This window comes from Halococcus sediminicola (assembly GCF_000755245.1).
GTDB classification, from domain to species: Archaea; Halobacteriota; Halobacteria; order Halobacteriales; family Halococcaceae; genus Halococcus; species Halococcus sediminicola.
In genome coordinates this window covers 138565-159005 of record NZ_BBMP01000011.1, presented here as the reverse complement: position 1 = coordinate 159005, position 20441 = coordinate 138565, and the positions used below count along the sequence as shown (strand labels likewise).

27 protein-coding genes and 2 tRNA genes are annotated in these 20441 nt (G+C 66.2%); 23 read left to right on the top strand and 6 right to left on the bottom strand.

Annotated elements, in window-relative coordinates; translation table 11 throughout:
* Positions 1 to 6: 6 nt before the first annotated feature.
* Genes ACP97_RS08005 through ACP97_RS07995 form a run of 3 tightly spaced genes read left to right on the top strand, consistent with a single transcriptional unit; the run spans position 7 to position 2875 of the window.
* Complete coding sequence (locus tag ACP97_RS08005; RefSeq protein WP_049997310.1) at positions 7 to 834, top strand: TatD family hydrolase; 828 nt, start codon at positions 7 to 9, stop codon at positions 832 to 834.
* A 38-nt stretch (positions 835 to 872) separates the two neighbouring features.
* Positions 873 to 1457, top strand: a complete 585-nt coding sequence (locus ACP97_RS08000) for a DUF2150 family protein (protein WP_049997309.1) — start codon at positions 873 to 875, stop codon at positions 1455 to 1457.
* A 2-nt stretch (positions 1458 to 1459) separates the two neighbouring features.
* Positions 1460 to 2875, top strand: coding sequence for a Kelch repeat-containing protein (locus ACP97_RS07995; protein ID WP_049997308.1), 1416 nt, complete (start codon positions 1460 to 1462; stop codon positions 2873 to 2875).
* A 64-nt stretch (positions 2876 to 2939) separates the two neighbouring features.
* Here ACP97_RS07995 and ACP97_RS07990 read toward each other — a convergent pair whose 3' ends face one another.
* The 3 genes from ACP97_RS07990 to ACP97_RS07980 form a co-directional block, all read right to left on the bottom strand.
* Positions 2940 to 4190, bottom strand: coding sequence for an iron-containing alcohol dehydrogenase family protein (locus ACP97_RS07990; protein WP_049997307.1), 1251 nt, complete (start codon positions 4188 to 4190; stop codon positions 2940 to 2942).
* Complete coding sequence (locus ACP97_RS07985; RefSeq protein WP_049997306.1) at positions 4180 to 4449, bottom strand: VOC family protein; 270 nt, start codon at positions 4447 to 4449, stop codon at positions 4180 to 4182. The genes ACP97_RS07990 and ACP97_RS07985 overlap by 11 nt, the downstream gene beginning before the upstream one ends.
* A 73-nt stretch (positions 4450 to 4522) precedes the next feature.
* Positions 4523 to 5548, bottom strand: coding sequence for a tyrosine--tRNA ligase (locus ACP97_RS07980; RefSeq protein ID WP_049997305.1), 1026 nt, complete (start codon positions 5546 to 5548; stop codon positions 4523 to 4525).
* Positions 5549 to 5644: 96 nt separating this feature from the next.
* Here ACP97_RS07980 and ACP97_RS07975 point away from each other — a divergent pair, with 96 nt between their 5' ends.
* Positions 5645 to 6088 (top strand): hypothetical protein, encoded by a 444-nt coding sequence (locus ACP97_RS07975; protein ID WP_049997304.1) that lies wholly within the window; start codon positions 5645 to 5647, stop codon positions 6086 to 6088.
* 1 nt (position 6089) lies between these two features.
* On the opposite strand, the gene ACP97_RS07970 is transcribed toward ACP97_RS07975, so the two are convergent.
* On the bottom strand, positions 6090 to 7109 hold the full coding sequence (locus ACP97_RS07970; RefSeq protein ID WP_049997303.1) for an Mrp/NBP35 family ATP-binding protein: 1020 nt from the start codon (positions 7107 to 7109) through the stop codon (positions 6090 to 6092).
* Positions 7110 to 7256: 147 nt separating this feature from the next.
* On the opposite strand from ACP97_RS07970, the gene ACP97_RS07965 reads away from it, so the two are divergent.
* The 18 genes from ACP97_RS07965 (at position 7257) to ACP97_RS07880 (ending at position 18529) form a co-directional block, all read left to right on the top strand.
* Positions 7257 to 7341: transfer RNA gene (locus tag ACP97_RS07965), tRNA-Ser, on the top strand.
* A 14-nt stretch (positions 7342 to 7355) separates the two neighbouring features.
* Positions 7356 to 7874 carry a 30S ribosomal protein S13 gene (locus tag ACP97_RS07960; protein WP_049997302.1) on the top strand — a complete coding sequence of 173 codons (519 nt, stop codon included), beginning with the start codon at positions 7356 to 7358 and terminating at the stop codon, positions 7872 to 7874.
* Position 7875: 1 nt separating this feature from the next.
* The gene (locus tag ACP97_RS07955; RefSeq protein WP_049997301.1) at positions 7876 to 8403 is read left to right on the top strand and encodes a 30S ribosomal protein S4; all 528 of its coding nucleotides are present in this window, start codon (positions 7876 to 7878) and stop codon (positions 8401 to 8403) included.
* The gene (locus ACP97_RS07950) at positions 8400 to 8789 is read left to right on the top strand and encodes a 30S ribosomal protein S11 (protein ID WP_049997300.1); all 390 of its coding nucleotides are present in this window, start codon (positions 8400 to 8402) and stop codon (positions 8787 to 8789) included. The genes ACP97_RS07955 and ACP97_RS07950 overlap by 4 nt, the downstream gene beginning before the upstream one ends.
* A 3-nt stretch (positions 8790 to 8792) precedes the next feature.
* Complete coding sequence (locus ACP97_RS07945; RefSeq protein WP_049997299.1) at positions 8793 to 9539, top strand: DNA-directed RNA polymerase subunit D; 747 nt, start codon at positions 8793 to 8795, stop codon at positions 9537 to 9539.
* Positions 9540 to 9656: 117 nt separating this feature from the next.
* A tRNA-Leu gene (locus ACP97_RS07940) sits at positions 9657 to 9741 on the top strand.
* Between the two features lie 18 nt (positions 9742 to 9759).
* Complete coding sequence (locus ACP97_RS07935) at positions 9760 to 10110, top strand: 50S ribosomal protein L18e (protein WP_049997298.1); 351 nt, start codon at positions 9760 to 9762, stop codon at positions 10108 to 10110.
* Positions 10107 to 10541 carry a 50S ribosomal protein L13 gene (locus ACP97_RS07930; protein ID WP_049997297.1) on the top strand — a complete coding sequence of 145 codons (435 nt, stop codon included), beginning with the start codon at positions 10107 to 10109 and terminating at the stop codon, positions 10539 to 10541. The genes ACP97_RS07935 and ACP97_RS07930 overlap by 4 nt, the downstream gene beginning before the upstream one ends.
* A gap of 5 nt (positions 10542 to 10546) precedes the next feature.
* The gene (locus ACP97_RS07925; RefSeq protein WP_049997296.1) at positions 10547 to 10942 is read left to right on the top strand and encodes a 30S ribosomal protein S9; all 396 of its coding nucleotides are present in this window, start codon (positions 10547 to 10549) and stop codon (positions 10940 to 10942) included.
* A gap of 30 nt (positions 10943 to 10972) precedes the next feature.
* The gene (locus tag ACP97_RS07920) at positions 10973 to 11164 is read left to right on the top strand and encodes a DNA-directed RNA polymerase subunit N (RefSeq protein WP_049997295.1); all 192 of its coding nucleotides are present in this window, start codon (positions 10973 to 10975) and stop codon (positions 11162 to 11164) included.
* A 5-nt stretch (positions 11165 to 11169) separates the two neighbouring features.
* Positions 11170 to 11349, top strand: a complete 180-nt coding sequence (locus ACP97_RS07915) for a DNA-directed RNA polymerase subunit K (RefSeq protein ID WP_049997329.1) — start codon at positions 11170 to 11172, stop codon at positions 11347 to 11349.
* Positions 11346 to 12545 (top strand): phosphopyruvate hydratase, encoded by a 1200-nt coding sequence (gene eno / locus ACP97_RS07910; RefSeq protein ID WP_049997294.1) that lies wholly within the window; start codon positions 11346 to 11348, stop codon positions 12543 to 12545. Before ACP97_RS07915 ends, eno begins: the two co-directional genes overlap by 4 nt.
* A complete protein-coding gene (gene rpsB / locus ACP97_RS07905; RefSeq protein ID WP_049997293.1) occupies positions 12542 to 13309 on the top strand; it encodes a 30S ribosomal protein S2 in 768 nt (255 codons plus the stop codon). The genes eno and rpsB overlap by 4 nt, the downstream gene beginning before the upstream one ends.
* 126 nt (positions 13310 to 13435) lie before the next feature.
* Positions 13436 to 14419, top strand: coding sequence for a mevalonate kinase (gene mvk, locus ACP97_RS07900; RefSeq protein WP_049997292.1), 984 nt, complete (start codon positions 13436 to 13438; stop codon positions 14417 to 14419).
* Positions 14420 to 14588: 169 nt separating this feature from the next.
* Positions 14589 to 15317: an isopentenyl phosphate kinase gene (locus ACP97_RS07895; protein WP_154019977.1), complete on the top strand. Its 729-nt coding sequence runs from the start codon at positions 14589 to 14591 to the stop codon at positions 15315 to 15317.
* Positions 15318 to 15473: 156 nt separating this feature from the next.
* The gene (locus ACP97_RS07890; RefSeq protein WP_049997290.1) at positions 15474 to 16820 is read left to right on the top strand and encodes a ribonuclease J; all 1347 of its coding nucleotides are present in this window, start codon (positions 15474 to 15476) and stop codon (positions 16818 to 16820) included.
* Positions 16817 to 17851 carry a geranylfarnesyl diphosphate synthase gene (gene idsA3 / locus ACP97_RS07885; RefSeq protein ID WP_049997289.1) on the top strand — a complete coding sequence of 345 codons (1035 nt, stop codon included), beginning with the start codon at positions 16817 to 16819 and terminating at the stop codon, positions 17849 to 17851. Before ACP97_RS07890 ends, idsA3 begins: the two co-directional genes overlap by 4 nt.
* Before the next feature lie 45 nt (positions 17852 to 17896).
* On the top strand, positions 17897 to 18529 hold the full coding sequence (locus ACP97_RS07880) for an SDR family oxidoreductase (protein WP_049997328.1): 633 nt from the start codon (positions 17897 to 17899) through the stop codon (positions 18527 to 18529).
* 3 nt (positions 18530 to 18532) lie between these two features.
* Here ACP97_RS07880 and ACP97_RS07875 read toward each other — a convergent pair whose 3' ends face one another.
* The gene (locus ACP97_RS07875) at positions 18533 to 18952 is read right to left on the bottom strand and encodes a DUF5804 family protein (protein ID WP_049997288.1); all 420 of its coding nucleotides are present in this window, start codon (positions 18950 to 18952) and stop codon (positions 18533 to 18535) included.
* A 46-nt stretch (positions 18953 to 18998) separates the two neighbouring features.
* Positions 18999 to 19847 carry an amidohydrolase family protein gene (locus ACP97_RS07870; protein ID WP_079977590.1) on the bottom strand — a complete coding sequence of 283 codons (849 nt, stop codon included), beginning with the start codon at positions 19845 to 19847 and terminating at the stop codon, positions 18999 to 19001.
* An 88-nt stretch (positions 19848 to 19935) separates the two neighbouring features.
* Between ACP97_RS07870 and ACP97_RS07865 the strand changes: the two genes are divergently transcribed.
* Entirely contained in the window at positions 19936 to 20340 is a 405-nt protein-coding gene (locus ACP97_RS07865; protein WP_049997287.1) for a VOC family protein, read from the top strand.
* Positions 20341 to 20441: the final 101 nt, after the last annotated feature.

The window sequence follows — 20441 nt, the reverse complement described above, 5'->3', positions numbered from 1 at the left end:
ACGGGTATGGACTTCGACACACCGGTTCTCGACAACCATCTCCATCTCGATCCCGACCACGGTCGGGGTATCGAGGCCGTCAAAGACTTCGCGCGCGCTGGCGGCACCCATCTGCTCGTCGTCAACAAACCCTCGTGGACGCTCGGGGTCGACGTCGAGGAACCCGCGGACTTTCGAGCGGCCTTCGAGACCACCATCGACGTCGTCAGGGAGGCCAGCGAGATTCTGGATGGACGGGCGTGGCCCGTTTTGGGCGTGCATCCGGGACTCGTCACCCGACTCACCGAGCGCGGGTTCGATCCCGACGCCGCCGGCGAACTGATGCGGGCGGGTCTCGACATCGCCGCCGAGTACGTTCCCTCGAAAGCGCTCGCGCTGAAATCCGGCCGACCGCACTACGAAGTCCCCGACGAAATCTGGGACGCCTCGAACAGAGTCCTGAAACACGCGCTCGCGCTCGGGACCGAGTACGACTGTGCGGTCCAACTCCACACCGAGGCGAGCGAGGACCTCACGGAGATCACCGACTGGGCCGACGAGCGCGGCCTGCCTTCACATCGAGTGGTCAAACACTACGCTGGCGGACGACTCGCTGGGCCGATACCAAGTGTAATGAGCGAGAAAAGTCGGTTAGAAGAAGCCGCCGAGCGGGGTGACCTCTTTTTGATGGAGACCGATTTCATCGACGATCCCGAGCGCCCGGGGGCCGTGCTGGGACCCAAAACCGTTCCGCGGCGGGTGCGGTGGCTGTGCGAGGAGGGCTTCGACGACGCGGTGCGAACCGCCCACGTCGAGACGCCACGGAAGGTGTACGGTATCGAGACGCTCGGGTAACGAAAAGGCCTATCAACAGCAAAGCGCTCGAAGCGGGTATGAGCGCACCCCCCGACGAGTTCTACACCGAAGAGCGCTGGCAGAACTGGCTCGACCGCCTGCGCGAGACCGACCTCGACCCCGACGACGAGGACGCCGCCCGACTGCTCTGGAACCTCCAAGAGGACGCGGCCATCGCCGTCACGAAGATCATCGCCGCCTACGACGACGGGGAGCTGGACGAGGAGATGGCGCTCAAGGAACTCGCCGACACCCGTGACATCGTGCTCGCCGACGTCGACATCGAGGACGAGGAGACGCTCTTGCTGGTCGACGGCGTCCAGACGTCGCTCATCTGTGTCTTCTATACGGCCGAACTGTACGTCGTCGAAGGGCCCGACGAGGAAGCCATCGAGAGCCATCTCGACGCCGCGAGCGCCGCCGAAGCCGACGAGGAGTTCGACGACGCGCTCGAACACTGTGCGCGCGCCGGTACGCGCATCGTCGACGGCGCGACGCTCGACCCCGAGCTCGTCGAGGACGTCGGCTACGGTCCCGTCGCCGAGTGGTTGAACGGTCTCGGAAGCCTCGAAAGCGCGCTTTCGGACCCGGAACTCATCGAAGAGGACGAGGACGCGGCCTGAGCGTGGGCGACCGAGACGACCGACCGCGTCGCTCACGCAGAGCGGCGCTGCGTGTGCTCGGCGTCGGCGCGCTCGGCGCGAGCGCTGGCTGTCTGTTCGGCGGTGGAACGGATAGTTCCGAATCCGAGAAGACGACCGGTGACAGGACCTCTGAGAGCCAGCAAACGCGCCCCACCACACAGGAACAGTCGATACCCACGACTGCGCCAGCCGCGACACCCGCAAAAACGGCTGCAACGCCGACCACGGCTGGCACACGGACGGCGAACCGCACCGCGACGGATGCGACGGCCGACCCGCCCGCAACCCGAACGCCCGAAGCGACAGCCACAACGCGAACGTCCGAACCCGCGCCGACCCGAACCGCCGAACCCACCACGACCGCCGCCGCGTCCGCGACCGGCTGGACCGAGCAGGCTCCGTTGCCGGTCGTCGGGAGCGATGCGGGTGGGGGCGTACTCGACGGCAAACTCCACTTTTTCGGCGGCATCGAGACCGGCGTCGGGCTGGAGGCAGTCGCGCGGACCTTCGCCTACGCCCCGACGGCGGGTGCCGATGGGTCGTGGGAGCGACTGCCGGACCTTCCCGAACAACTGTGGGGTCCCTGTGGCGTGGCGACCGAGGATACACTATACAGTTTCGGCGGCGCGCCCACCGACGCGCCCTACGAGGGCGGCTCGCCGTCGGACGCGATCTTCCGCTACCGACCCGGCGACGGCTGGACGGCACTCACGGCCCGCTGTCCGTACCCGAACTGGGTGATGGGCGGGGTGTACAATCCACAGGACGGACTGATCTACTGTGTGGGCGGGGGCACCGGCGCACACGACCCCGAAACCGCCACCGATCACGGCTTCGACGGCGAGGACGTGCCGGGAACCTACGACGAGCACCGACTCTGGACGTTCGATCCCGAGGCCGAGCAGGTGGCCGACGCGGACCTCGCGCGGATGCCCGAAGCCAAGCGCTGGCCGACGGTCGCGCTGTTGTCGGTCGATGGTGAACAGTATCTCCACGCCATCGGCGGGCTGTCGGGAACGACCGGGCCGACCGACTCGAACTTCAGGTACGACTTCGAGCGCGAGGAGTTCGAGCGCGCACAACCCCTCCCCCGATCGGGCACCTACGCGACCCACTCGAACCCGATCATCGACGGCCAGGCCTATCTCACCCACGGGATGTTCTGGGAGGGTGAATCGACGGTCGAGCGGTACAAACCGATCGCCCACCGCTACGATCCCGTCGCCGATAGCTTCGAGACCGACCTCCCGGAGCCGACCCACCTCCGCGGCGGGGCGACCTCGGGGGTGATCGACGGCACGCTCTACGTCGTCGGCGGCCACATCAAGCGCTTCGAGCAGGACGGCCTCCACGACTGTGTGGACTACAACGAGGCGTACACGCCGGCGCGCGACTGAACGCCCTCCTCCATCGACAGCAGCGTTCCGGGTGGGGTTGATGCGATGCCTCGAACCGCTGTGGCTACCACGCAGCCGCCAGTATCGCCTCGATTCCCTCGCTCGTCGGGTCCAGTCCGGTGGGCACGTTCGCGATGAAACCATCGGCGAGGACGTCCTCGGCGACCGCCGGGAACTCCTCGGGTTCCGGTCCATCGACGTCCCGGAGCCGCGTCGGCAGCCCGAGCGCGTCCCGAACGTCCGCGACGGCGGTCACGATGGCGTCGGTCGGGTCATTAACGTCGGCCACGCCGAGCGCCTCGGCCAGTAGGTCCCGCCGGCCGTCGACGCGCTCGAAGAGGTAGTCGAGGGCGTGGGGTGCGACGATGGCGTGGGCCGCCCCCTGCTGGACGGGATAACCGCGTGTCAGGCCGTGGCCGAGGGCGTGGATCAGCGAGAGCGTGCCCGCGTCGGGCCGCGAGATGCCGTACTGGACGAGCAGGCTGCCACGAGCAAGCGCGTCGAAGACCCACGGGTCGTGAATGCCGTCACCGAACGCGAGCAGCCCGTCCTGGAAGAGCGAGAGCCCGCGGACGGCGGTGGCGTCGGTCACCGGCGTCGCCGTGCTGGCGTACAGCGTCTCGATACCCTTGTCGAAGCCGTTCATCGCCGAGGCGGCGAGCACGTCGTCGGGCGTCGTGGCGATTAGCGCGGGGTCGGCGACGACGGCCGTCGGCAGCAGTTTGGGGTCCGAGAGACCGCCAGCCACTGATTCGGCGACGAGTCCGCCATCGGGCGTCGCCGTGATGCCGCCACCTTGCGAGACGTCGGCCCCCGCGAGCGTCGTCGGCACCGCAACGATCGGTATGGCTGCCTCTGGCACGGCGAGCGTTCCCGTCTCGGCGAGTTCCGTTCCTGCGGCGTCGTACACGGTCGCCGGATCGTCGTCCGTCGCGGCCACACGCGCGACGAGAGCACTCACCTGTTTGGCGGCGTCGAGGCTGCTGCCGCCGCCGAGCGCGACGATGCAGTCGGCGTCCAGTTCGCGCGCTCGCTCGGCTCCGGCGGCGGCCGTCGAGAGCCGCTTTTCGGGCGTCGTCTCCGCGAAAACGCCCGCGAGGCGCTCGCCCAAACCTTCCCTGACGGGGTCGATGACGGCCGATGTCGTGCCGACGGTCCGCCCGCTGACGACGAGCGCGCGTTCGAGACCCTGGGCCGCGAGTTCTTCGCCCAACTCGTCGGCGCTGTGGCGGCCACACCGGAGTCTCGGGGCGTCGTACGCGAAGCGGAACGGTTCGGTGACGCGCGACGGGATGCCCTGATCACTATCGTCCATTCTCAGTCACTATCGACCGGCGGCCGGTTAAAGCTGGGCAGTTGCGCTCCGTGCGCTCGTAGTCGATACCCTTCGTGACCAGTCGCTCGGCCCAGAAATCGATGGATTCCTCGGGAGTCCGGTAGGCGACCGTCCGCGTCTGGCCCGCGCCGAACGCGCCGGGGCGGCCGTCGCCGGTCCAGGGGAAGAAGGCGACGTTCTCGTCGGGGTCGCCGGCGATCGCGGTAGCGTGGTGGATGCCGGGCGTTGCTGGAGCCATGCTTGACGAAGGGGCCGGTCGCACCTGAATCGTTTGCCCGCGCCGGCGCATGGCGGTAGGCCAGTCCCGCGGATCAGTCGCCCTTCTCGGGGTAGGCCTCGGCCAATCGGTCGGCGTCGATGTGCTCGCGAACGGGATCGATAACGGTCGAGACGTATTCGGCGGCGGCGTTCTTCAGGTCCTGTGGATGGAGGTCGCCGCTCGCGAAGTCGGCTTCGAGATCGTCGTAGCTCTCGTAGGTGAGATCGCCGCCGTACTCGTCGGGACGCTCGATTTCGAAGGTCTCGTCGCGCTCGGTGAGAATCGGAAAGACGAGGAACTCCATGTATTCGAGCACGCCGTTGTCCTCGACCTCGCCCTGCGGGCAGTACGCGCCCTGGAGTTTCTCGGCGACGGTATCGGGATCGTCGGTGAGATTGACCTTCGAGGTCGCGTCCGAGGCGCTCATCTTCCCGCCCGAAAGCCCCGCGAGCAGTGGCGCGAACACACAGACTGGAGGTTCTTCACCCCGGTCGGCGAACAGTTCGCGGCTGAGCATGTAGATGCCACGCTGGTCGATCCCCCCGTAGGCGATGTCGGCGTCGAGCGCGTCGATGTCGAGGGTCTGCATCAGCGGGTAGATGAGACCGCCCAGTTTGGGGTTCTCGGACTGGCGGACGACCTCGCTGCCGGCGCGCTGCACCCGCGAGATGGTGGTGTCGGCGGCCATCCTGAGTAGTTCGAGCGAGTAGTCAGCATCGAGTTCGAACTCGCGGCCCTCGACGAACGTGATCTCGTCGGGATCGGCACCGGCCGCCGCGACCATCCCCTCGATCGCCTCGCGGTAGTAGGCCGTGCGCGCGTCGAGCAGCTCGAAGGGACTCTTCTCGTCGTCGAGGTGGGCGTGGAGGTCGGCGATCAATACTGTGACGTCGAGACCTGCCCTGAGGAAGTCCGCGAGTTTGCGGATGGTCGTGAAGTGGCCGATATGCATCTCACCGGTCGGCGCGTAGCCGATATACACCGTGGGATCACCGTCGAGCAACTCGTTGAGTTCCTCGTCGGTGACGATCTCGGCGGTGTTGCGCGTCACGAGCCGTCGGCGCTCGCCATCGTTCATACCTGTGCTGTCCTGTGCGCGCTGTTAAGCGATTCCCTTCACCGCGTCGAGTGCCGCAAGCGGCGGACACATCCTTTCTCGGTCCCTACCGATACCGTGTACACCGGCAAGACCGAGCAACCCTGCTGTCTCTGCGGCGATACCGATACGACTGCGCGCATCGATCTGCCCCCACGCGCCGTCCAACTCATGAAGAATTCGGGGCCGATCGCCTGGCGCGACATCGTCGGCGAGGTGTCGATCCACTTCTGTGCGAACGACTGGGGACTCGTGCGCGAACTAGTGCTCGACATGGGTCTCAACCCGCTCGCGCGCTGTAACGCCGCTCGGGCCGCCCTCGACATCCGCGAGGACTTCGAGGCGCTGCTCAACGACGTGCGCGACGAACCCGACCAGACCGATCTCGAAGCACGCATGCGACGGGAGAGCCGTCGGGTCATCGAAGAATTCGACGAGAACGACCTGAGCGAGCAGCGCGACCTCGTGGAGGCGAAGATCCGACTCTGGAGCTTCGAGGAACTGGACGTCGCATCGGTCTGAGCTACTCTCGTCGCCGGTTTCGGTGGACGATGCCGACGTTGTTCGCGGTGGTTGCGGTGAACTCCCGAAGTGCCTCGGCGGCCTCGCCCTCGCCGAGGACGAGTGGTGCACCATCCTCGCCCTCCCGCACGCGCGGGTCAAGCGGTATCTCGCCGAGGAAGGGCATATCGACGTCGGTGGCGAACTCGCGGCCGCCGCCCCTTCCAAACAAGTCGTGCTCGCTGCCACAATCCGGGCAGACGAACCCGCTCATGTTCTCGACGATACCCAATACAGGAGTATCGTGCTTACCGAACATCTCCAATCCCTTCCGGGCGTCGTCGATGGCCACCTCCTGAGGAGTGGTGACGATGACCGCGCCCGCAATCGGCACGCTCTGGAGGAGAGTGAGCTGCGTGTCGCCGGTTCCCGGGGGCAAGTCCACGACCATGTAATCGAGCGCGCCCCATTCGACGTCCTCGAACAACTGAGTCAGTACCTTGTGGACCATCGGGCCGCGCCAGATGACGGGGTCGTCCTCGCCCACCAGAAAGTCCATGCTCATCAGTTTCATGCCGTACTTTTCGGGCGGGATGAGTTGCTCCTCGGCGGTGGCCTGCGGGCGCTCGTCGGAGCCGACCATCCGCGGGACGTTCGGACCATAAATATCGGCGTCGAACAGGCCGACGCGCGCGCCGAGTTGGGAGAGACCGGCCGCGAGGTTCACGGCGACGGTGGACTTGCCGACGCCGCCCTTGCCCGAGGCGACGGCGATGACGTTCTTCACGCCCGGCAGCACCTCCTCGTCGCGCTCGACAGCGGCGGTGAGTTCGCTCTCGATCCCCTCTGCATCGAGTACCTCGCGCACGCGGGCCGCGATACCGCTCTCGGTCGGCGAGTAGGGTGCACCGAGTGCGAGCGAGACGTGGGCGACGCCCTCTTCGATACGGATCTCGTTGACGAGGTTCCCCGAGACGATGTCCGTGCCGAGGTCGGGGTCCTCGACCTCGGCAAGCAGCGAGCGCACGTCGGATTCGTTCATGCCGAACCCAACCTTGCGCGAGCGATAAGGATTGGGACCCGCGCCGGGGCGGTTCGTTGTTCTTAAATACCCGCGTCGGGATAGAGTGCATACGACGTACTGTAGGGGGCTGACCCCCGAGTCCGTGAGGGCGCACCTACGAAACGGGTCGTGGTAGCCAAGCCTGGCCCAAGGCGCAGGGTTGCTAACTCTGTGGCGCACAGCCTCCGGGGTTCGAATCCCCGCCACGACGCTCAGGACCCATCAATGAGTGCAGAAGACCCAGACACACCGGCCGAGGACGAAGAGGAGGAGGACATCCGTTACTTCGTCCGCATCGGCCAAACCGACCTCGACGGGACGAAAAGCGTCGAGCGCGCGCTGACCGGCATGAACGGCGTCGGCCGGCGCACCGCTCGCATCATCGCCGAACAGGCGAACATCGACCGCACGGCGACCCTCGGCCGACTCGACGACGACGATGTGGAATCCATCGTTGAGCACGTCGAGGAGTTCGCGTCGGACGTGCCGGCGTGGCTTACTAATCGCCCGAAGGACTACTTCACGGGCGAGGCGACCCACGAGGTTGGCAACGACCTTTCACTGACGCGCCAGCAGGACATCAACCGCATGCAGATGATCAGCTCCTACAAAGGTGTGCGCCACGAGCGCGGCCAGAAGGTCCGCGGTCAGCGCACCAAATCCACCGGCCGAAGCGAGGGTACCATCGGCGTGAACGTCGAAGCGCTCCAGGAGGAGATGGAAGAGGAGGCGGAGGGCGAGTAAGATGGCCCTCGGCTCCAACACCAAAGGCTACGAGACGCCGAACCACCCCTTCCAGGGCGAGCGCATCGCCGAGGAGTCCAATCTCGTCGGGCGCTACGGCCTGGCGAACAAGGAGGAACTCTGGCGCGCGCAGTCCGAACTCCGTGGCTTCCGCCAGGAGGCACGACGACTGCTCGGCGACGCCCAGGGCGACGCCGACGAGGCCGAGAGCGAGGGCGAGGAGTTCCTCGACCGACTCCGACGGCTCGGGGTTCTCTCGGAGACCGACAGCATCGACGACGTGCTGAGTCTCGAAGTCACCGACGTGCTCGAACGCCGCCTGCAGACGGTGGTCTATCGCAACGGGCTGGCGAACACGCCGAAACAGGCCCGCCAGTTCGTCTCACATGGGCATATCGTCGTCGGCGACGCGCGGGTGACGGCTCCCTCGCGGAAGGTTGCGACCGTCGAAGAGGACCACGTCGATTTCGACGAGCGGAGTCCGCTCGAAGATGAGTTGCATCCCGAACGCGCGGAGGGACAGGAATGAGCGCCGAGGAAGAGGAGCGCTGGGCGGTCGCCCACGTCTTCGCCTCGTTCAACAACACCATCGTCTCCGTCACGGACCAGACCGGTGCCGAGACGCTCGCCAAGTCGAGCGGCGGCACGGTCGTCAAACAGAACCGTGACGAGGCGTCGCCCTATGCGGCGATGCAGATGGCCGAGACCGTCGCCGAGGAGGTGCTCGCCCAAGGTATCGAGGGCGTGCACGTCAAGCTTCGCGGTCCCGGTGGCAACCTTCAGCAGAGTCCCGGACCGGGCGCACAGGCGACCATCCGGGCGCTCGCGCGGGCGGGTCTCGAGATCGGGCGCATCGAGGACGTCACACCGATCCCCCACGACGGGACACGCGCCCCCAAATCGAGCGGGTTCTAACCGATGAGCACCGAGTACGACGTCGAGTTCGTCGACCGCGACGAGCGCGAGGCCAGATTCCTCGTGCGCGGCATCACGCCCGCGTTCGCCAACGGCATCCGCCGGGCGATGGTCGCGGACGTGCCGACCCTCTCGATCGATACGGTGCGAATGGTCGAGAACTCCTCGGTGATGTTCGACGAGCAGATCGGCCACCGACTGGGGATGGTGCCCCTGAACGCACCGCCCGACGAGTTCGAGGTGGGCGAGAGCGTCACCCTCGGTCTCGACGTGTCGGGGCCCGACACGGCCTACTCGGGCGATCTTCAAAGTATGGACGCGATGGTCGAGCCAGCCGAGCAGAACGTCCCCATCATCGAACTCAAGGAGGGCCAGCGCCTCGAAGTCGAGGCCGAGGCCGTCCTCGATACCGGGAAAGCCCACGCCAAACATCAGGGTGGCGTGGCCGTCGGCTATCGTAATCTCCAGACGGTAGAGGAAGTCGGCGACCGCGAGGAGTTCGCCGAGGAGGAACCGAACATCCTTCGGGGAGTGATCGAAGAGGACGGCCAGTTGATTCCCACCGAGGAGTTCGGCCACGACCTCACCGAGCGCTATCCGGGCAAAGAGATGGAGGTGCGGGACGTCCCGAACGCGTTCGTCTTCCACGTCGAGACGGACGGCTCGATGAGCGTCGAGGAACTGGTGCTCGCGGCGGTCGATTCGCTCGAAGCGCGCGCGAACGAACTGAGCGAGGCCGTTCAACTGTGATGTATCGCCCCACGAACCGGTCACGGTCGCCCGCGTCGCTGGCCACAGAGAGCGGCCAGTACGGCGTGCCGGCGACCGAAACCGATTTGTGGGGACGGAAGCAAGACGATTTCGCGTGCAGGGATAGCCAAGTCAGGTCAACGGCGCAGCGTTCAGGGCGCTGTCTCGTAGGAGTTCGCAGGTTCGAATCCTGCTCCCTGCATGGTTTCTGGGAGAACTTATGAACAAAACGAACCCGAGACTCACGAGTCTCATCGCCGAGTTACAGTCGGCCGCCCGCGAGCGGGATAGCCCCGTCTGGCAGGCCGTGGCCGACCGCCTCGAAAAACCCCGGCGAACGTACGCCGAGGTGAACCTCGGGCGGATAGAACGCTACGCGAACGAAGACGAGACGGTCGTCGTCCCCGGGAAAGTCCTCGGGAGCGGCGTGCTCCAAAAATCGATCACTGTTGCGGCGGTCGACTTCTCGGGCACGGCCGAGACGAAGATCGAACAGGTCGGCGAGTCGGTCAGACTCGAAGACGTGCTCGAACGCAACCCCGACGGCTCGAACGTGCGGGTGATCCGATGAGCGCCGAGTTCGAACCCGATGTCGTCGTGGACGCACGCGACTGCATCCTCGGGCGCGTCGCCAGTCAGGTCGCCGAGCGCGCCCTCGACGGCGAACGGGTGGCCGTGGTCAACGCCGAAGAGACCGTCATCACCGGCAGCGACGACGACGTGATGGGCGTCTTCGAAAAGCGTGCCGAACTCGGCTCCGACAGCGGGCCGTACTACCCGAAACGCCCGGACCGCATCATGAAACGCTCGATCCGGGGCATGCTGCCGTACAAGCGTCCGCGCGGCCGCGATGCCTTCGAGAGCATCCGGGTCTACGTCGGCAATCCCTTCGAGGACGACACGGAAGTGCTGGAGGGCACGTCGTTGGATCGGCTCTCGAACATCAAGTTCGTCCAGCTCGGCGACGTCAGCGAGAACCTCGGCGCGAACGTCACGTGGTAACTATCATGGTAACAAACACATCAGGCAAGAAGAAGACCGCCATCGCCCGCGCGACCGTTTCGGATGGGGAGGGTCGCGTGCGCGTGAACGCACAGCCCGTCGAACTGGCCGAACCGGAACTCGCACGATTGAAAATGCTCGAACCGTTCCGCATCGCCGACGAACAGCGCGAGGACGTCGACATCTCGGTGGACGTTCGTGGCGGTGGCACGGTCGGGCGGGCCGACGCGGTGCGGACGGCCATCGCACGTGGGTTGGTCCAGCACGGAAACGACGCCGAACTCCGGGATGCGTACATGGAGTTCGACCGTTCTCTACTAGTGAACGACGTCCGCCAGTCCGAGTCGAAAAAGTGGGGCGGACCGGGTGCACGGGCGCGCTATCAGAAGTCCTACCGCTAACATGAACGGAGCAATGGAAGAGTCACGACGATGATGGTTCCCGTGCGGTGTTTCACGTGTGGTAACGTCGTCGGCGAGCACTGGGAAGCCTTCGAGTCCCGCGTCGAGGAGGGCGAGGACCCGGGCGAGGTGCTCGACGACCTCGGGGTGAGTCGGCACTGCTGTCGGCGCATGCTCGTCTCGCACACCGACCTCGTGGACATCGTGGCTCCCTATCAGTGATGTCGATGGCGAGTCAACGCTACAATAGGTATGAAAAGGCACGCATCATCGGCGCGCGGGCGCTGCAGATAGCCTACGGCGCACCCGTGCTGGTCCGAACGGAGAGTACCGAACCCATCCTCATCGCGGCCGAGGAGTACGACGCGGACGTGTTGCCGTTCACGGTCAAGCGGGGCGAGCGATGACGCTCGTCACCGAGATTCGCCTGCGCGAGATACTCGATTCGCGCGGGAACAGGACTGTGGAAGCCGAGGTCACGACCGAGTCGGGCGGGTTCGGCCGGGCGGCGGCCCCGAGCGGCGCGAGCACGGGTGCTCACGAGGCGACCTCGTTGCCCGCCGGCGAGGCCATCGCGGCCGCCCGCGAGCACGCTGTCCCGCGCATCGAGGGGCAAGTCTACGCCGGCGACCAGCGCTCGATCGACGACGCGTTGCGCGCCGCGGACAGTACGGGTGACTTCTCGACGATCGGCGCGAACTCGGCGGTAGCCATCTCGATGGCGAGTGCGAAGGCGGCCGCCGACACGCTCGGCGCACCGCTGTACCAGCATTTGGGTGGAGCCTTCCGCGGCAACGACTTTCCTACTCCACTCGGCAACGTCATCGGCGGCGGCGAACACGCGGTCGACGCGACGGACATCCAGGAGTTCCTCGCCGCACCGGTCGGCGCGCCAAGCGTCACGGACGCGGCGTTCGCCAACGCGCAGGTCCACGACGAGGTTCGGAACCTCCTCGACGAGCGAGGGATTCCCGCCGCGAAGGGCGACGAGGGCGCGTGGGCACCGGCCATCGACGACGAGGAAGCGTTCGAGATCGTCGCCGAAGCCACCGAGCGGGTGGCCGAGGAGGTCGGCTTCGCCATCGGCATGGGTCTCGACGTGGCCGCAGCGGAGCTGTACGACGCCGACGAGGGCGTCTATCGCTACGGCGACGTTGAGCGCACGCCCGACGAGCAGGTCGAGTATATCACTACTCTCGCCGACGAGTACGGCCTCGTCTACGTCGAGGACCCGCTCGACGAGGAGGACTTCGCTGGATTCGCCGATCTCACCGAGCAAGTCGGTGAGACGCTGATCTGTGGCGACGACCTGTTCGTGACGAACACGGAGCGCCTCGAACGCGGCATCGAGGCGGGGTCGGCGAGCGCGATTCTCGTGAAACCCAACCAGATCGGCACGCTGTCGGCTGCGTTCGATGCCGTCGAGCGCGCCGTCGAGAGCGGTCTCACACCGGTGATTTCCCATCGGTCGGGCGAGACCGAGGACGCGACGATCGCACACCTCGCCGTGGCGACGGCCGCCCCGTTCATCAAGACGGGCGCGGTCGGCGGCGAGCGAACAGTCAAGTTAAACGAACTCATCAGAATCGAGGAAACCGCATGAGCGACAACGAAGAGGGTCTCGAGGCGGCCGAAGCGGAGATCGAGGAGGAGCCGACCGGCGAGGCCGGCGCGAATCCCGCCGAGGACCCCGACACAGACGTCAGAGACGAATCGAGCGACGACCAAGAGACCGAGACCGACGAGGCCGGTCCGACCTTCGACGAGGACGTGATGACCGCCGACGAGGCGGACCTCCTCATTCCTGTCGAGGACTATCTGGGGGCCGGTGTCCACATCGGCACCCAGCAGAAGACCAAGGACATGGAGCGGTTCATCCACCGCGTGCGCACGGACGGCCTGTACGTCCTCGACGTGGGCCAGACCGACGACCGGGTCCGCACGGCGGCGGACTTCCTCGCGAACTACGACGCCGAGAACGTGCTCGTGGCCTCCTCGCGCCAGTATGGGCGGTTCCCGGCCGAGAAGTTCGCCGACGCCATCGGCGCGCGCGCGAGAACGGGGAGATTCATCCCGGGCACGCTGACCAATCCTGATTACGACGGTTACATCGAACCGGATGTACTGGTCGTGACCGACCCCATCGGTGATTCGCAGGCCGTGACGGAGGCCGTCACCGTGGGGATTCCGGTGATCGCGATGTGTGACTCGAACAACTCCGTGAGCAACGTCGACCTCGTCGTGCCGACGAACAACAAGGGTCGACGGGCGCTGTCGGTCGTCTACTGGCTGCTCGCCAACGAAACCGTCGACCGCACCGGCGGCGAGCCGGGCTACGCGCTCGAAGACTTCGAGGAAGGCATCTGAAAAGCGATCACGGGCGGACCGTCGTTCGACGATAGCAGTTCACGGATCTCTTTCACTGCTCCAGGAATCCACCGGTTAGCCGATGCATTCGCAACTACTGTTAGGCCCGCCACCCGAGAAGGTCACATGGCCGTTTCCAGCGCCCCCGGCAAGGTCTATCTCTTCGGCGAGCACGCGGTGGTCTACGGCGAACCCGCAGTGCCCTGCGCAATCGAGCGCCGCGCGACGGTCGAGGTTACGGCCCGCTCGGACGGTCGGCTCCGCGTCGATGCTGGCGATCTCTCACTCGATGGCTTCACGGTCGAGTACGGCGGCGACGGCGCACCCGACGTCGACGTTCCCCAATCGCTGGTCCAGGCTGCGACGGGCTACGTCGATGGCGCGGTCGCACAGGCCCGCGACGCGGCCGACGAACCGGAGATCGGATTCGACGTGACCATCGAGAGCGCCATCCCGCTCGGCGCGGGGCTCGGCTCGTCGGCGGCGGTCGTGGTCGCGGGCATCGACGCCGCGACGCGCGAACTCGGCGTTTCCCTCGCCCCCGAGGAACTCGCAGACCGGGCCTACCGGGTCGAACACGAGGTCCAATCGGGCGAGGCCTCGCGTGCGGACACGTTCTGCTCGGCGATGGGCGGTGCAGTCCGCGTCGAGGGCGAGGACTGCCGGCAACTCGACGCGCCGAACCTTCCATTTGTGATCGGGTACGATGGCGGTGCAGGCGACACCGGCGAGTTGGTCGCGGGCGTGCGCGCGCTGCGCGAGGAGTACGATTTCGCCGCCAGTACGGTCGAATCCATCGGCGATCTCGTCCGTCGGGGCGAGCGCGCGCTCGCGGAAGGCGACATCGACGAACTCGGGCGGCTGATGGACGTCAACCACGGTCTCCTGAGCGCGCTCGGGGTGTCGGCGCGCTCGCTCGACGCGATGGTGTGGGCCGCCCGCGAAGCGGGCGCGCACGGCGCGAAACTCACCGGCGCGGGCGGCGGTGGCTGCATCGTCGCCCTCGACGAGAGCGAGGCGAGCCCGACGGCGCTCGGCTACACGCCGGGCTGTGTGGAGTCGTTCCGCGCCGAACTCGACTTCGATGGCGTGCGCCGGGAGGACGGATGACGCTGTCTTTGCGAGCGAAATCGTTCGAAACGGCGAACCCGTTTCGTGATCTCGAAGTGCCTTCGGCACTTCGAAGAGTCATCGGAAGACCGCAGGTCTTCCGAGATGACGAAAGACGCTTCGCGCCTTTCGAACCACGAGCAAACGGCAGGGAATGGAGCGAAGCGGAATGACCGTGGTTCTCAAACTCGGCGGGAGCGTCATCACCGACAAGCAGCGCCCGGAGACGCTCGACGAGGAACACCTCGCGCGGGCAGCCGAAGCGGTCGCGGGCTACGACGGCCAGTTGATTCTCGTTCACGGCGGCGGGAGCTTCGGCCATCACCACGCCAGCGAGCACGGTATCAGCAGCGAGGCGGGCAGTCACGACGCCGCCGGCGCGCTCGCCGTCCACGACGCGATGGGGCGGCTGAACGACGCGGTGCTCGCCGTCCTCCACGAGCGAGACGTCCCTGCGTTGCCGATTCATCCTCTTTCGGCGGCCGCCCGTGACGAGGACGGGGAGCTATCCCTTTCGATGCCGGTCGAGACGATGCTCGCCGAGGGGTTCGTGCCGACTGTGCAGGCAGATGTCATCGCTCACGCGGGAGCGGGCGTCACCGTGGTGAGTGGCGACGAACTCGTGGTGACGCTCGCAGAACAGGTCGATGCCGAGCGCGTGGGGCTGTGTGCGGGCGTTCCGGGTGTGTTCGACTCTGAGGGAGTCGTCATCGACCGCATCGAGTCGTTCGCCGCGGTGAGCGACGCGCTCGGCGGTAGCGACGCGACCGACGTGACGGGTGGGATGGCCGCGAAGGTGCGGGCGCTGCTCGAACTCGACGCGCCGGCGTCGGTGTTTGGGCTGGACGGATTAGAGAGATTTCTCGACGGCGAGTCGCCCGGAACGCGGGTCGGCTGAGGTTGGGTGCGGGGCGAGCCACGGGGTTTATACCACCCCTGCCCATAGCGTCGCGTATCCGAGAGACCGCCCCGGGTGCGGTTCGGGGCGGGCGGGCGGGTCACGCGACCGGCCAGCCAGTCCTTCGTGCGCGCGGGCGGCTCGGGAGCAACAACTATGGAAATCGATATTGCGACAATCGGCGGCTACGAGGAAGTGGGCCGGCAGATGACGGCCGTGCGGGCGGGCGAGGACATCGTCGTCTTCGACATGGGGTTGAACCTCTCGAAGGTTCTCATCCACGACAACGTCGAGACCGAACGGATGCACAGCCTCGACCTCATCGACATGGGCGCGATTCCCGACGACAGGGTCATGTCCGATTTGGATGGCGAAGTGCAGGCCATCGTCCCGACTCACGGCCACCTCGACCACATCGGGGCCATTTCGAAACTGGCCCATCGCTACGACGCACCGGTGGTGGCGACGCCGTTTACCATCGAACTCGTCCAACAGCAGGTCGAAAGCGAGGAGAAGTTCGGGGTGGGCAACGACCTCGTGAAGATGGATGCCGGCGAGACGATGGAGATCGGCGAGGGACTCGAACTCGAGTTCGTCAACGTCACTCACTCCATCATCGACGCCATCAACCCCGTGCTCCACACGCCAGAGGGCTCGATCATCTACGGGCTGGACAAACGGATGGACCACACGCCCGTCATCGGCGACCCCATCGACATGGACCGCTTCCGCGAGATCGGTCGCGAGGGCGAGGGTGTGCTCTGTTACATCGAGGACTGTACGAACGCCGGGCGCAAGGGCCGCACGCCGAGCGAGCAACACGCACGCAACCACGTCAAGGACGTGCTGTACAGCATGGAGGACTACGATGGCGGTATCGTCGCCACCACCTTCTCGAGCCAGATCGCCCGCGTGACCTCCATCGTCGAGTTCGCCAAGGACATCGGCCGTCAGCCCGTGCTCCTCGGACGTTCGATGGAGAAGTACTCCGGCACGGCCGAGCGGCTGGACTTCGTGGACTTCCCCGACGACCTCGGCATGTTCGGCCATCGCCAGTCCGTCGACAGGACATTCAAACGAATCATGAACGAGGGCAAGGAGAACTTCCTGCCCATCGTCACGGGCCACCAGGGCGAGCCGCGCGCAATGCTGACCCGAATGGGGCGGGGCGAGACGCCCTACCAGCTCGACGAGGGCGATAAGGTAATCTTCAGCGCGCGCGTCATCCCCGAGCCGACCAACGAGGGCCAGCGCTACCAGTCCGAACAACTGCTCAGAATGCAGGGCGCACGCATCTACGACGACGTCCACGTCTCGGGACACATGTCCCAAGAGGGCCACTACGAGATGCTGAACGCCATTCAGCCCCACCACGTGATTCCCGCCCACAACGACATGGAGCATCTCGCGCGGTACATCGACCTCGCCGAGAGTCAGGGCTACCGGATGGGTCGGGACCTCCACGCGACGCGCAACGGCAACGTCATCTCGCTGGTCGAATGAGCGCGTCGGCGGTCGAGGCGGCCATCGAGACCCGACGAGAACTGGTCAACGCGGCGCTCGACGAGCGCCTGCCCATCGAGGACCCCGAACGGCTCTACCGAGCCTCGCGGCACCTGCTCGACGCCGGTGGCAAACGCCTCCGGCCCGCGCTGACGCTGCTGGTCGCCGAGGCGCTCGTCGACGGCGCGGCGAGCGAGTCGTACGAGACCGTCCCGACGCTCGACGGGGAACGCGACATCGACGTGATGGCGGCGGCGGTGAGCATCGAGACCATCCAGTCGTTTACGCTGATTCACGACGACATCATGGACGCCGACGACCTCCGACGGGGCGTGCCCTCCGTTCATCGGGCCTTCGACAACGAAACGGCGATCCTCGCTGGCGACACGCTCTACGCGAAGGCCTTCGAGTTCATGCTCGAAACCGGCGCACCGGCCGAGCGCACGGTGCAGGCGCTCTCCGAACTCGCACAGACCTGTACGCGTATCTGTGAGGGTCAGTCGCTCGACGTCGAGTTCGAGCGCCGCGCTGGCGTCACGACCGACGAGTACATCCACATGGTCGAGCAGAAAACCGCCGTCCTCTACGCGGCGGCCGCACGGATCCCTGCCCTCCTGCTCGGCGCGGATCAGGAGACCGCCGACGCGCTCGGGGCGTACGGTCTCGACGTCGGCCGTGCCTTCCAGATCCGCGACGACGTGCTCGACCTCACGGTGCCGAGCGAACGGTTGGGCAAACAGCGCGGCAGCGACCTCGTCGAGGGCAAACGCACGGCGGTCACGCTCCACGCCCGCGAACAGGGTGTCGACGTCGAGGCGCTCGTCGAAACCGACGACCCGGAAGCGGTGACCGAAGCGGAGATCGACGCTGCCGTCGCCGTCCTGGAGGAGGCGGGCAGCATCGAGTACGCGCGCACGCTGAGCCGCGACCTCGTCGAACGGGGGAAATCCCACCTGGACGTCCTCCCCGAAAACGAGGCGCGCGAACTGCTCTGCGGGCTGGCGGAGTATCTCGTCGAGCGCGGTTACTGACGGCCGAAACCGACGGTTTAGGGCGCTCCCGACCGAATGGATGGTGTGAACGTACTCATCGCGGGCGCACACGGCGGGGTCGGCAAGCACATTACTGAACTTCTGAGCGAGAGCGACCACGCAGCGACGGCGATGGTTCGCAAAGAGTCACAGACAGGAGAGATGGCGGATTTCGGCGTCGAGACGGTCGTCGCGGACCTGACCGAGGACGTCACGCACGCGGTGGCCGGCCACGACGCCATCGTCTTCGCGGCCGGGTCGGGTGGCGAGGACGTCGAGGGCGTCGACCGCGACGGCGCGATCGGGATGATCGAGGCCGCCGAAGCCGAAGGTGTCGATAGGTTCGTCATGCTCAGTTCGATGAACGCCGACAGTCCGGACGACAGTCCCGACGCGCTCTACGACTACTTGCTCGCAAAACAGGCGGCCGACGCCCGTCTCCAAGAATCCGATCTGACGTACACCATCGTCCGGCCCGGTGCGCTGACCGACGACCCCGCGACCGACGAAATCCGGGCGGCACGGAAACTCGACCGCGGCGAAATCACTCGTGCCAACGTTGCTCACACACTGGTCGCTGCCCTCGACATGGCGAGCACCCACGGCGAGACGTTCGAGATTCTGGCCGGCGACGAGCCGATCGAGAGCGCGCTCGAAAACCCCACTCAGGCCGACTGATTCTCAGCCGTCGAATTCGTCGTCGGTGATGCGGACGACGAGTCCGTCTTCGTGGTTCGGTTCGGTCGAAACCGTCGGCTCGGCGAGCGCCCCGTCCTCGATAGGATAGATTCTGTATGCATGGCCGGTCTCGTCGGGGTCGATGTGACCGTCGCGCACTGCCTCGGCGAACGGGCGCGAGAGCCATTCATCCTCGGTGATCGAGGGTTCGAGAACGAGCGCGTCGCTCGCAAAGCGGACGAGATACCAGTTTAGGTCGTTCAGAAGGGAGACCGCCGCGCCGAGGCTCACGGTCGTGAGTTGTAGCGTGTTCGTGTAAGGTTCGGAAAGATCGTACGTCGAGAGCGCTCGCCGGGCGGTCTCCCGGGAGAGCAGTTCGTAGCGGACATCACAATCGCCGCCGACGAGACAGACCTGCGTCACAGCAGAGGGACAGCCGGACCGGTGAAAGCCGTTTCGTCGCCCGCTCTCAGCGCTCGCCGAGGAAGCGCTCGGCCGTGTGGGCGAAGAGGTCCCGAAACGCGCTCTCGGAGAGGTTCCGGTCCAACAGCTCGGCGCGCTCGCACTTGTAGGGATAGGGGATGTTCGGGTAGTCCGACCCATAGAAGATCGACTCCGAGAGCGCTTCAAGCCGCTCGTTCGGAACCTCGATCGCCGAGCCGACGTATTGCTCGGCTTCGGTCGACATGACGAAGGAGGTGTCGAGGAAGGCGTTGTCGTGGTCTTCGGCGAGCGCGAGGAATTCGTCAGTTTCGAAGGCTCCCATGTGGGCACAGGCCGCACGCACCGAGGGGTAGGATTCGGTGAATTCCGTGAACGCCTCGATGCCGACATGCGGGCTGTCCTCGTATAGGGGTGCGGTACCGGCGTGAAAGAGGATCGGTTTGTCGTACTCGGCAGCGAGTTCGAAGGCCGGATCGAGGCGCGGGTCGGCCGGTCCGCTCTTCTGGACCGGACACTGGAACTTCAGCCCGCGTGCGCCGGCCGCGAACGCCTCTTTCACGACGGTTTCGACGTCGTCGTCGCCGTGGACGGTGGCGAACGGGATGGTCATCTCGGAGCCGGCGGCGCGGTCGAGCACCCACTCGTTCAGGTCGGCGGCCATACCCGGCTTGTGGGCGTACGGCAGCGCGATGTAGCGTTCGACGCCCGCTTCCCGGAACTGCGCTTCCATCCCCTCCCGAGTGGTCGGATGGTCGAACTGCCAGCCGGCTTGTTCGGCGAGCGCGCCACGAATCGCGCCCATCAGGCGCTCGGGCATCAGGTGCGTGTGCCCGTCGATGGCCGGCGCGAACCGCTCGGGTGATGCGGAAGTCATACCGTGCGGTCGCGCTCGGCGGCCATGAATTGCCGGGTCGCACTTACCGGCCCGCGGGCTTTTGTCCCGCCGAGACTCACTTCTATGTATGACGTTCGAACCGGTCGACCTCGACCACGTCGCCATCCGCGTCGGCGACATCGACAGGGCGCTCGGGTTCTACCACGACCTGCTCGGACTCCCAGTCCGCGACCGCGAGCGCTTCGAGCGCGACGAACTGCCGTTCGTCGCTGTGGCCGCCGGCGGTCGACACCTCCATCTCGTCCCTACGGAGGAACCGTTCGACGTCGACGGCGAGCACGTCTGTATCTTGCTGCGCTCGAACGAGACCGATACGCGGGAGACGATGACGACGCTGCTCGACGACCTCCGGGAGGCGGGCATCGAGGTCGAGGAAGGCGAGCCGCGCGAACGACTTGGCGTGTACGGCCGCGACTGGGCGGCCTACGTCCGCGACCCCGACGACCGGCGCATCGAACTCAAACTCCACTGACCGAGAGCACGGGGCGCTCGCACTCCCGCCGAACACTCGTTTTAAACAGCTAGACCGATTCGTTACGTGAGCGCCGTCCATTGTCCTATTCGGATGAACAC

What these genes read in the sequence shown, in the direction of transcription:
- ACP97_RS08005 (WP_049997310.1), top strand. Translation starts at nt 7, where the DNA reads ATGGACTTCGACACACCGGTTCTCGACAACCATCTCCATCTCGATCCC.
- ACP97_RS08000 (WP_049997309.1), top strand. Translation starts at nt 873, where the DNA reads ATGAGCGCACCCCCCGACGAGTTCTACACCGAAGAGCGCTGGCAGAAC.
- ACP97_RS07990 (WP_049997307.1), bottom strand. Translation starts at nt 4,190, where the DNA reads ATGGACGATAGTGATCAGGGCATCCCGTCGCGCGTCACCGAACCGTTC.
- ACP97_RS07985 (WP_049997306.1), bottom strand. Translation starts at nt 4,449, where the DNA reads ATGGCTCCAGCAACGCCCGGCATCCACCACGCTACCGCGATCGCCGGC.
- ACP97_RS07980 (WP_049997305.1), bottom strand. Translation starts at nt 5,548, where the DNA reads ATGAACGATGGCGAGCGCCGACGGCTCGTGACGCGCAACACCGCCGAG.
- ACP97_RS07970 (WP_049997303.1), bottom strand. Translation starts at nt 7,109, where the DNA reads ATGAACGAATCCGACGTGCGCTCGCTGCTTGCCGAGGTCGAGGACCCC.
- ACP97_RS07960 (WP_049997302.1), top strand. Translation starts at nt 7,356, where the DNA reads ATGAGTGCAGAAGACCCAGACACACCGGCCGAGGACGAAGAGGAGGAG.
- ACP97_RS07955 (WP_049997301.1), top strand. Translation starts at nt 7,876, where the DNA reads ATGGCCCTCGGCTCCAACACCAAAGGCTACGAGACGCCGAACCACCCC.
- ACP97_RS07950 (WP_049997300.1), top strand. Translation starts at nt 8,400, where the DNA reads ATGAGCGCCGAGGAAGAGGAGCGCTGGGCGGTCGCCCACGTCTTCGCC.
- ACP97_RS07945 (WP_049997299.1), top strand. Translation starts at nt 8,793, where the DNA reads ATGAGCACCGAGTACGACGTCGAGTTCGTCGACCGCGACGAGCGCGAG.
- ACP97_RS07935 (WP_049997298.1), top strand. Translation starts at nt 9,760, where the DNA reads ATGAACAAAACGAACCCGAGACTCACGAGTCTCATCGCCGAGTTACAG.
- ACP97_RS07930 (WP_049997297.1), top strand. Translation starts at nt 10,107, where the DNA reads ATGAGCGCCGAGTTCGAACCCGATGTCGTCGTGGACGCACGCGACTGC.
- ACP97_RS07925 (WP_049997296.1), top strand. Translation starts at nt 10,547, where the DNA reads ATGGTAACAAACACATCAGGCAAGAAGAAGACCGCCATCGCCCGCGCG.
- ACP97_RS07920 (WP_049997295.1), top strand. Translation starts at nt 10,973, where the DNA reads ATGATGGTTCCCGTGCGGTGTTTCACGTGTGGTAACGTCGTCGGCGAG.
- ACP97_RS07915 (WP_049997329.1), top strand. Translation starts at nt 11,170, where the DNA reads ATGGCGAGTCAACGCTACAATAGGTATGAAAAGGCACGCATCATCGGC.
- eno (WP_049997294.1), top strand. Translation starts at nt 11,346, where the DNA reads ATGACGCTCGTCACCGAGATTCGCCTGCGCGAGATACTCGATTCGCGC.
- rpsB (WP_049997293.1), top strand. Translation starts at nt 12,542, where the DNA reads ATGAGCGACAACGAAGAGGGTCTCGAGGCGGCCGAAGCGGAGATCGAG.
- mvk (WP_049997292.1), top strand. Translation starts at nt 13,436, where the DNA reads ATGGCCGTTTCCAGCGCCCCCGGCAAGGTCTATCTCTTCGGCGAGCAC.
- ACP97_RS07895 (WP_154019977.1), top strand. Translation starts at nt 14,589, where the DNA reads ATGACCGTGGTTCTCAAACTCGGCGGGAGCGTCATCACCGACAAGCAG.
- ACP97_RS07890 (WP_049997290.1), top strand. Translation starts at nt 15,474, where the DNA reads ATGGAAATCGATATTGCGACAATCGGCGGCTACGAGGAAGTGGGCCGG.
- idsA3 (WP_049997289.1), top strand. Translation starts at nt 16,817, where the DNA reads ATGAGCGCGTCGGCGGTCGAGGCGGCCATCGAGACCCGACGAGAACTG.
- ACP97_RS07870 (WP_079977590.1), bottom strand. Translation starts at nt 19,847, where the DNA reads ATGACTTCCGCATCACCCGAGCGGTTCGCGCCGGCCATCGACGGGCAC.
- ACP97_RS07865 (WP_049997287.1), top strand. Translation starts at nt 19,936, where the DNA reads ATGACGTTCGAACCGGTCGACCTCGACCACGTCGCCATCCGCGTCGGC.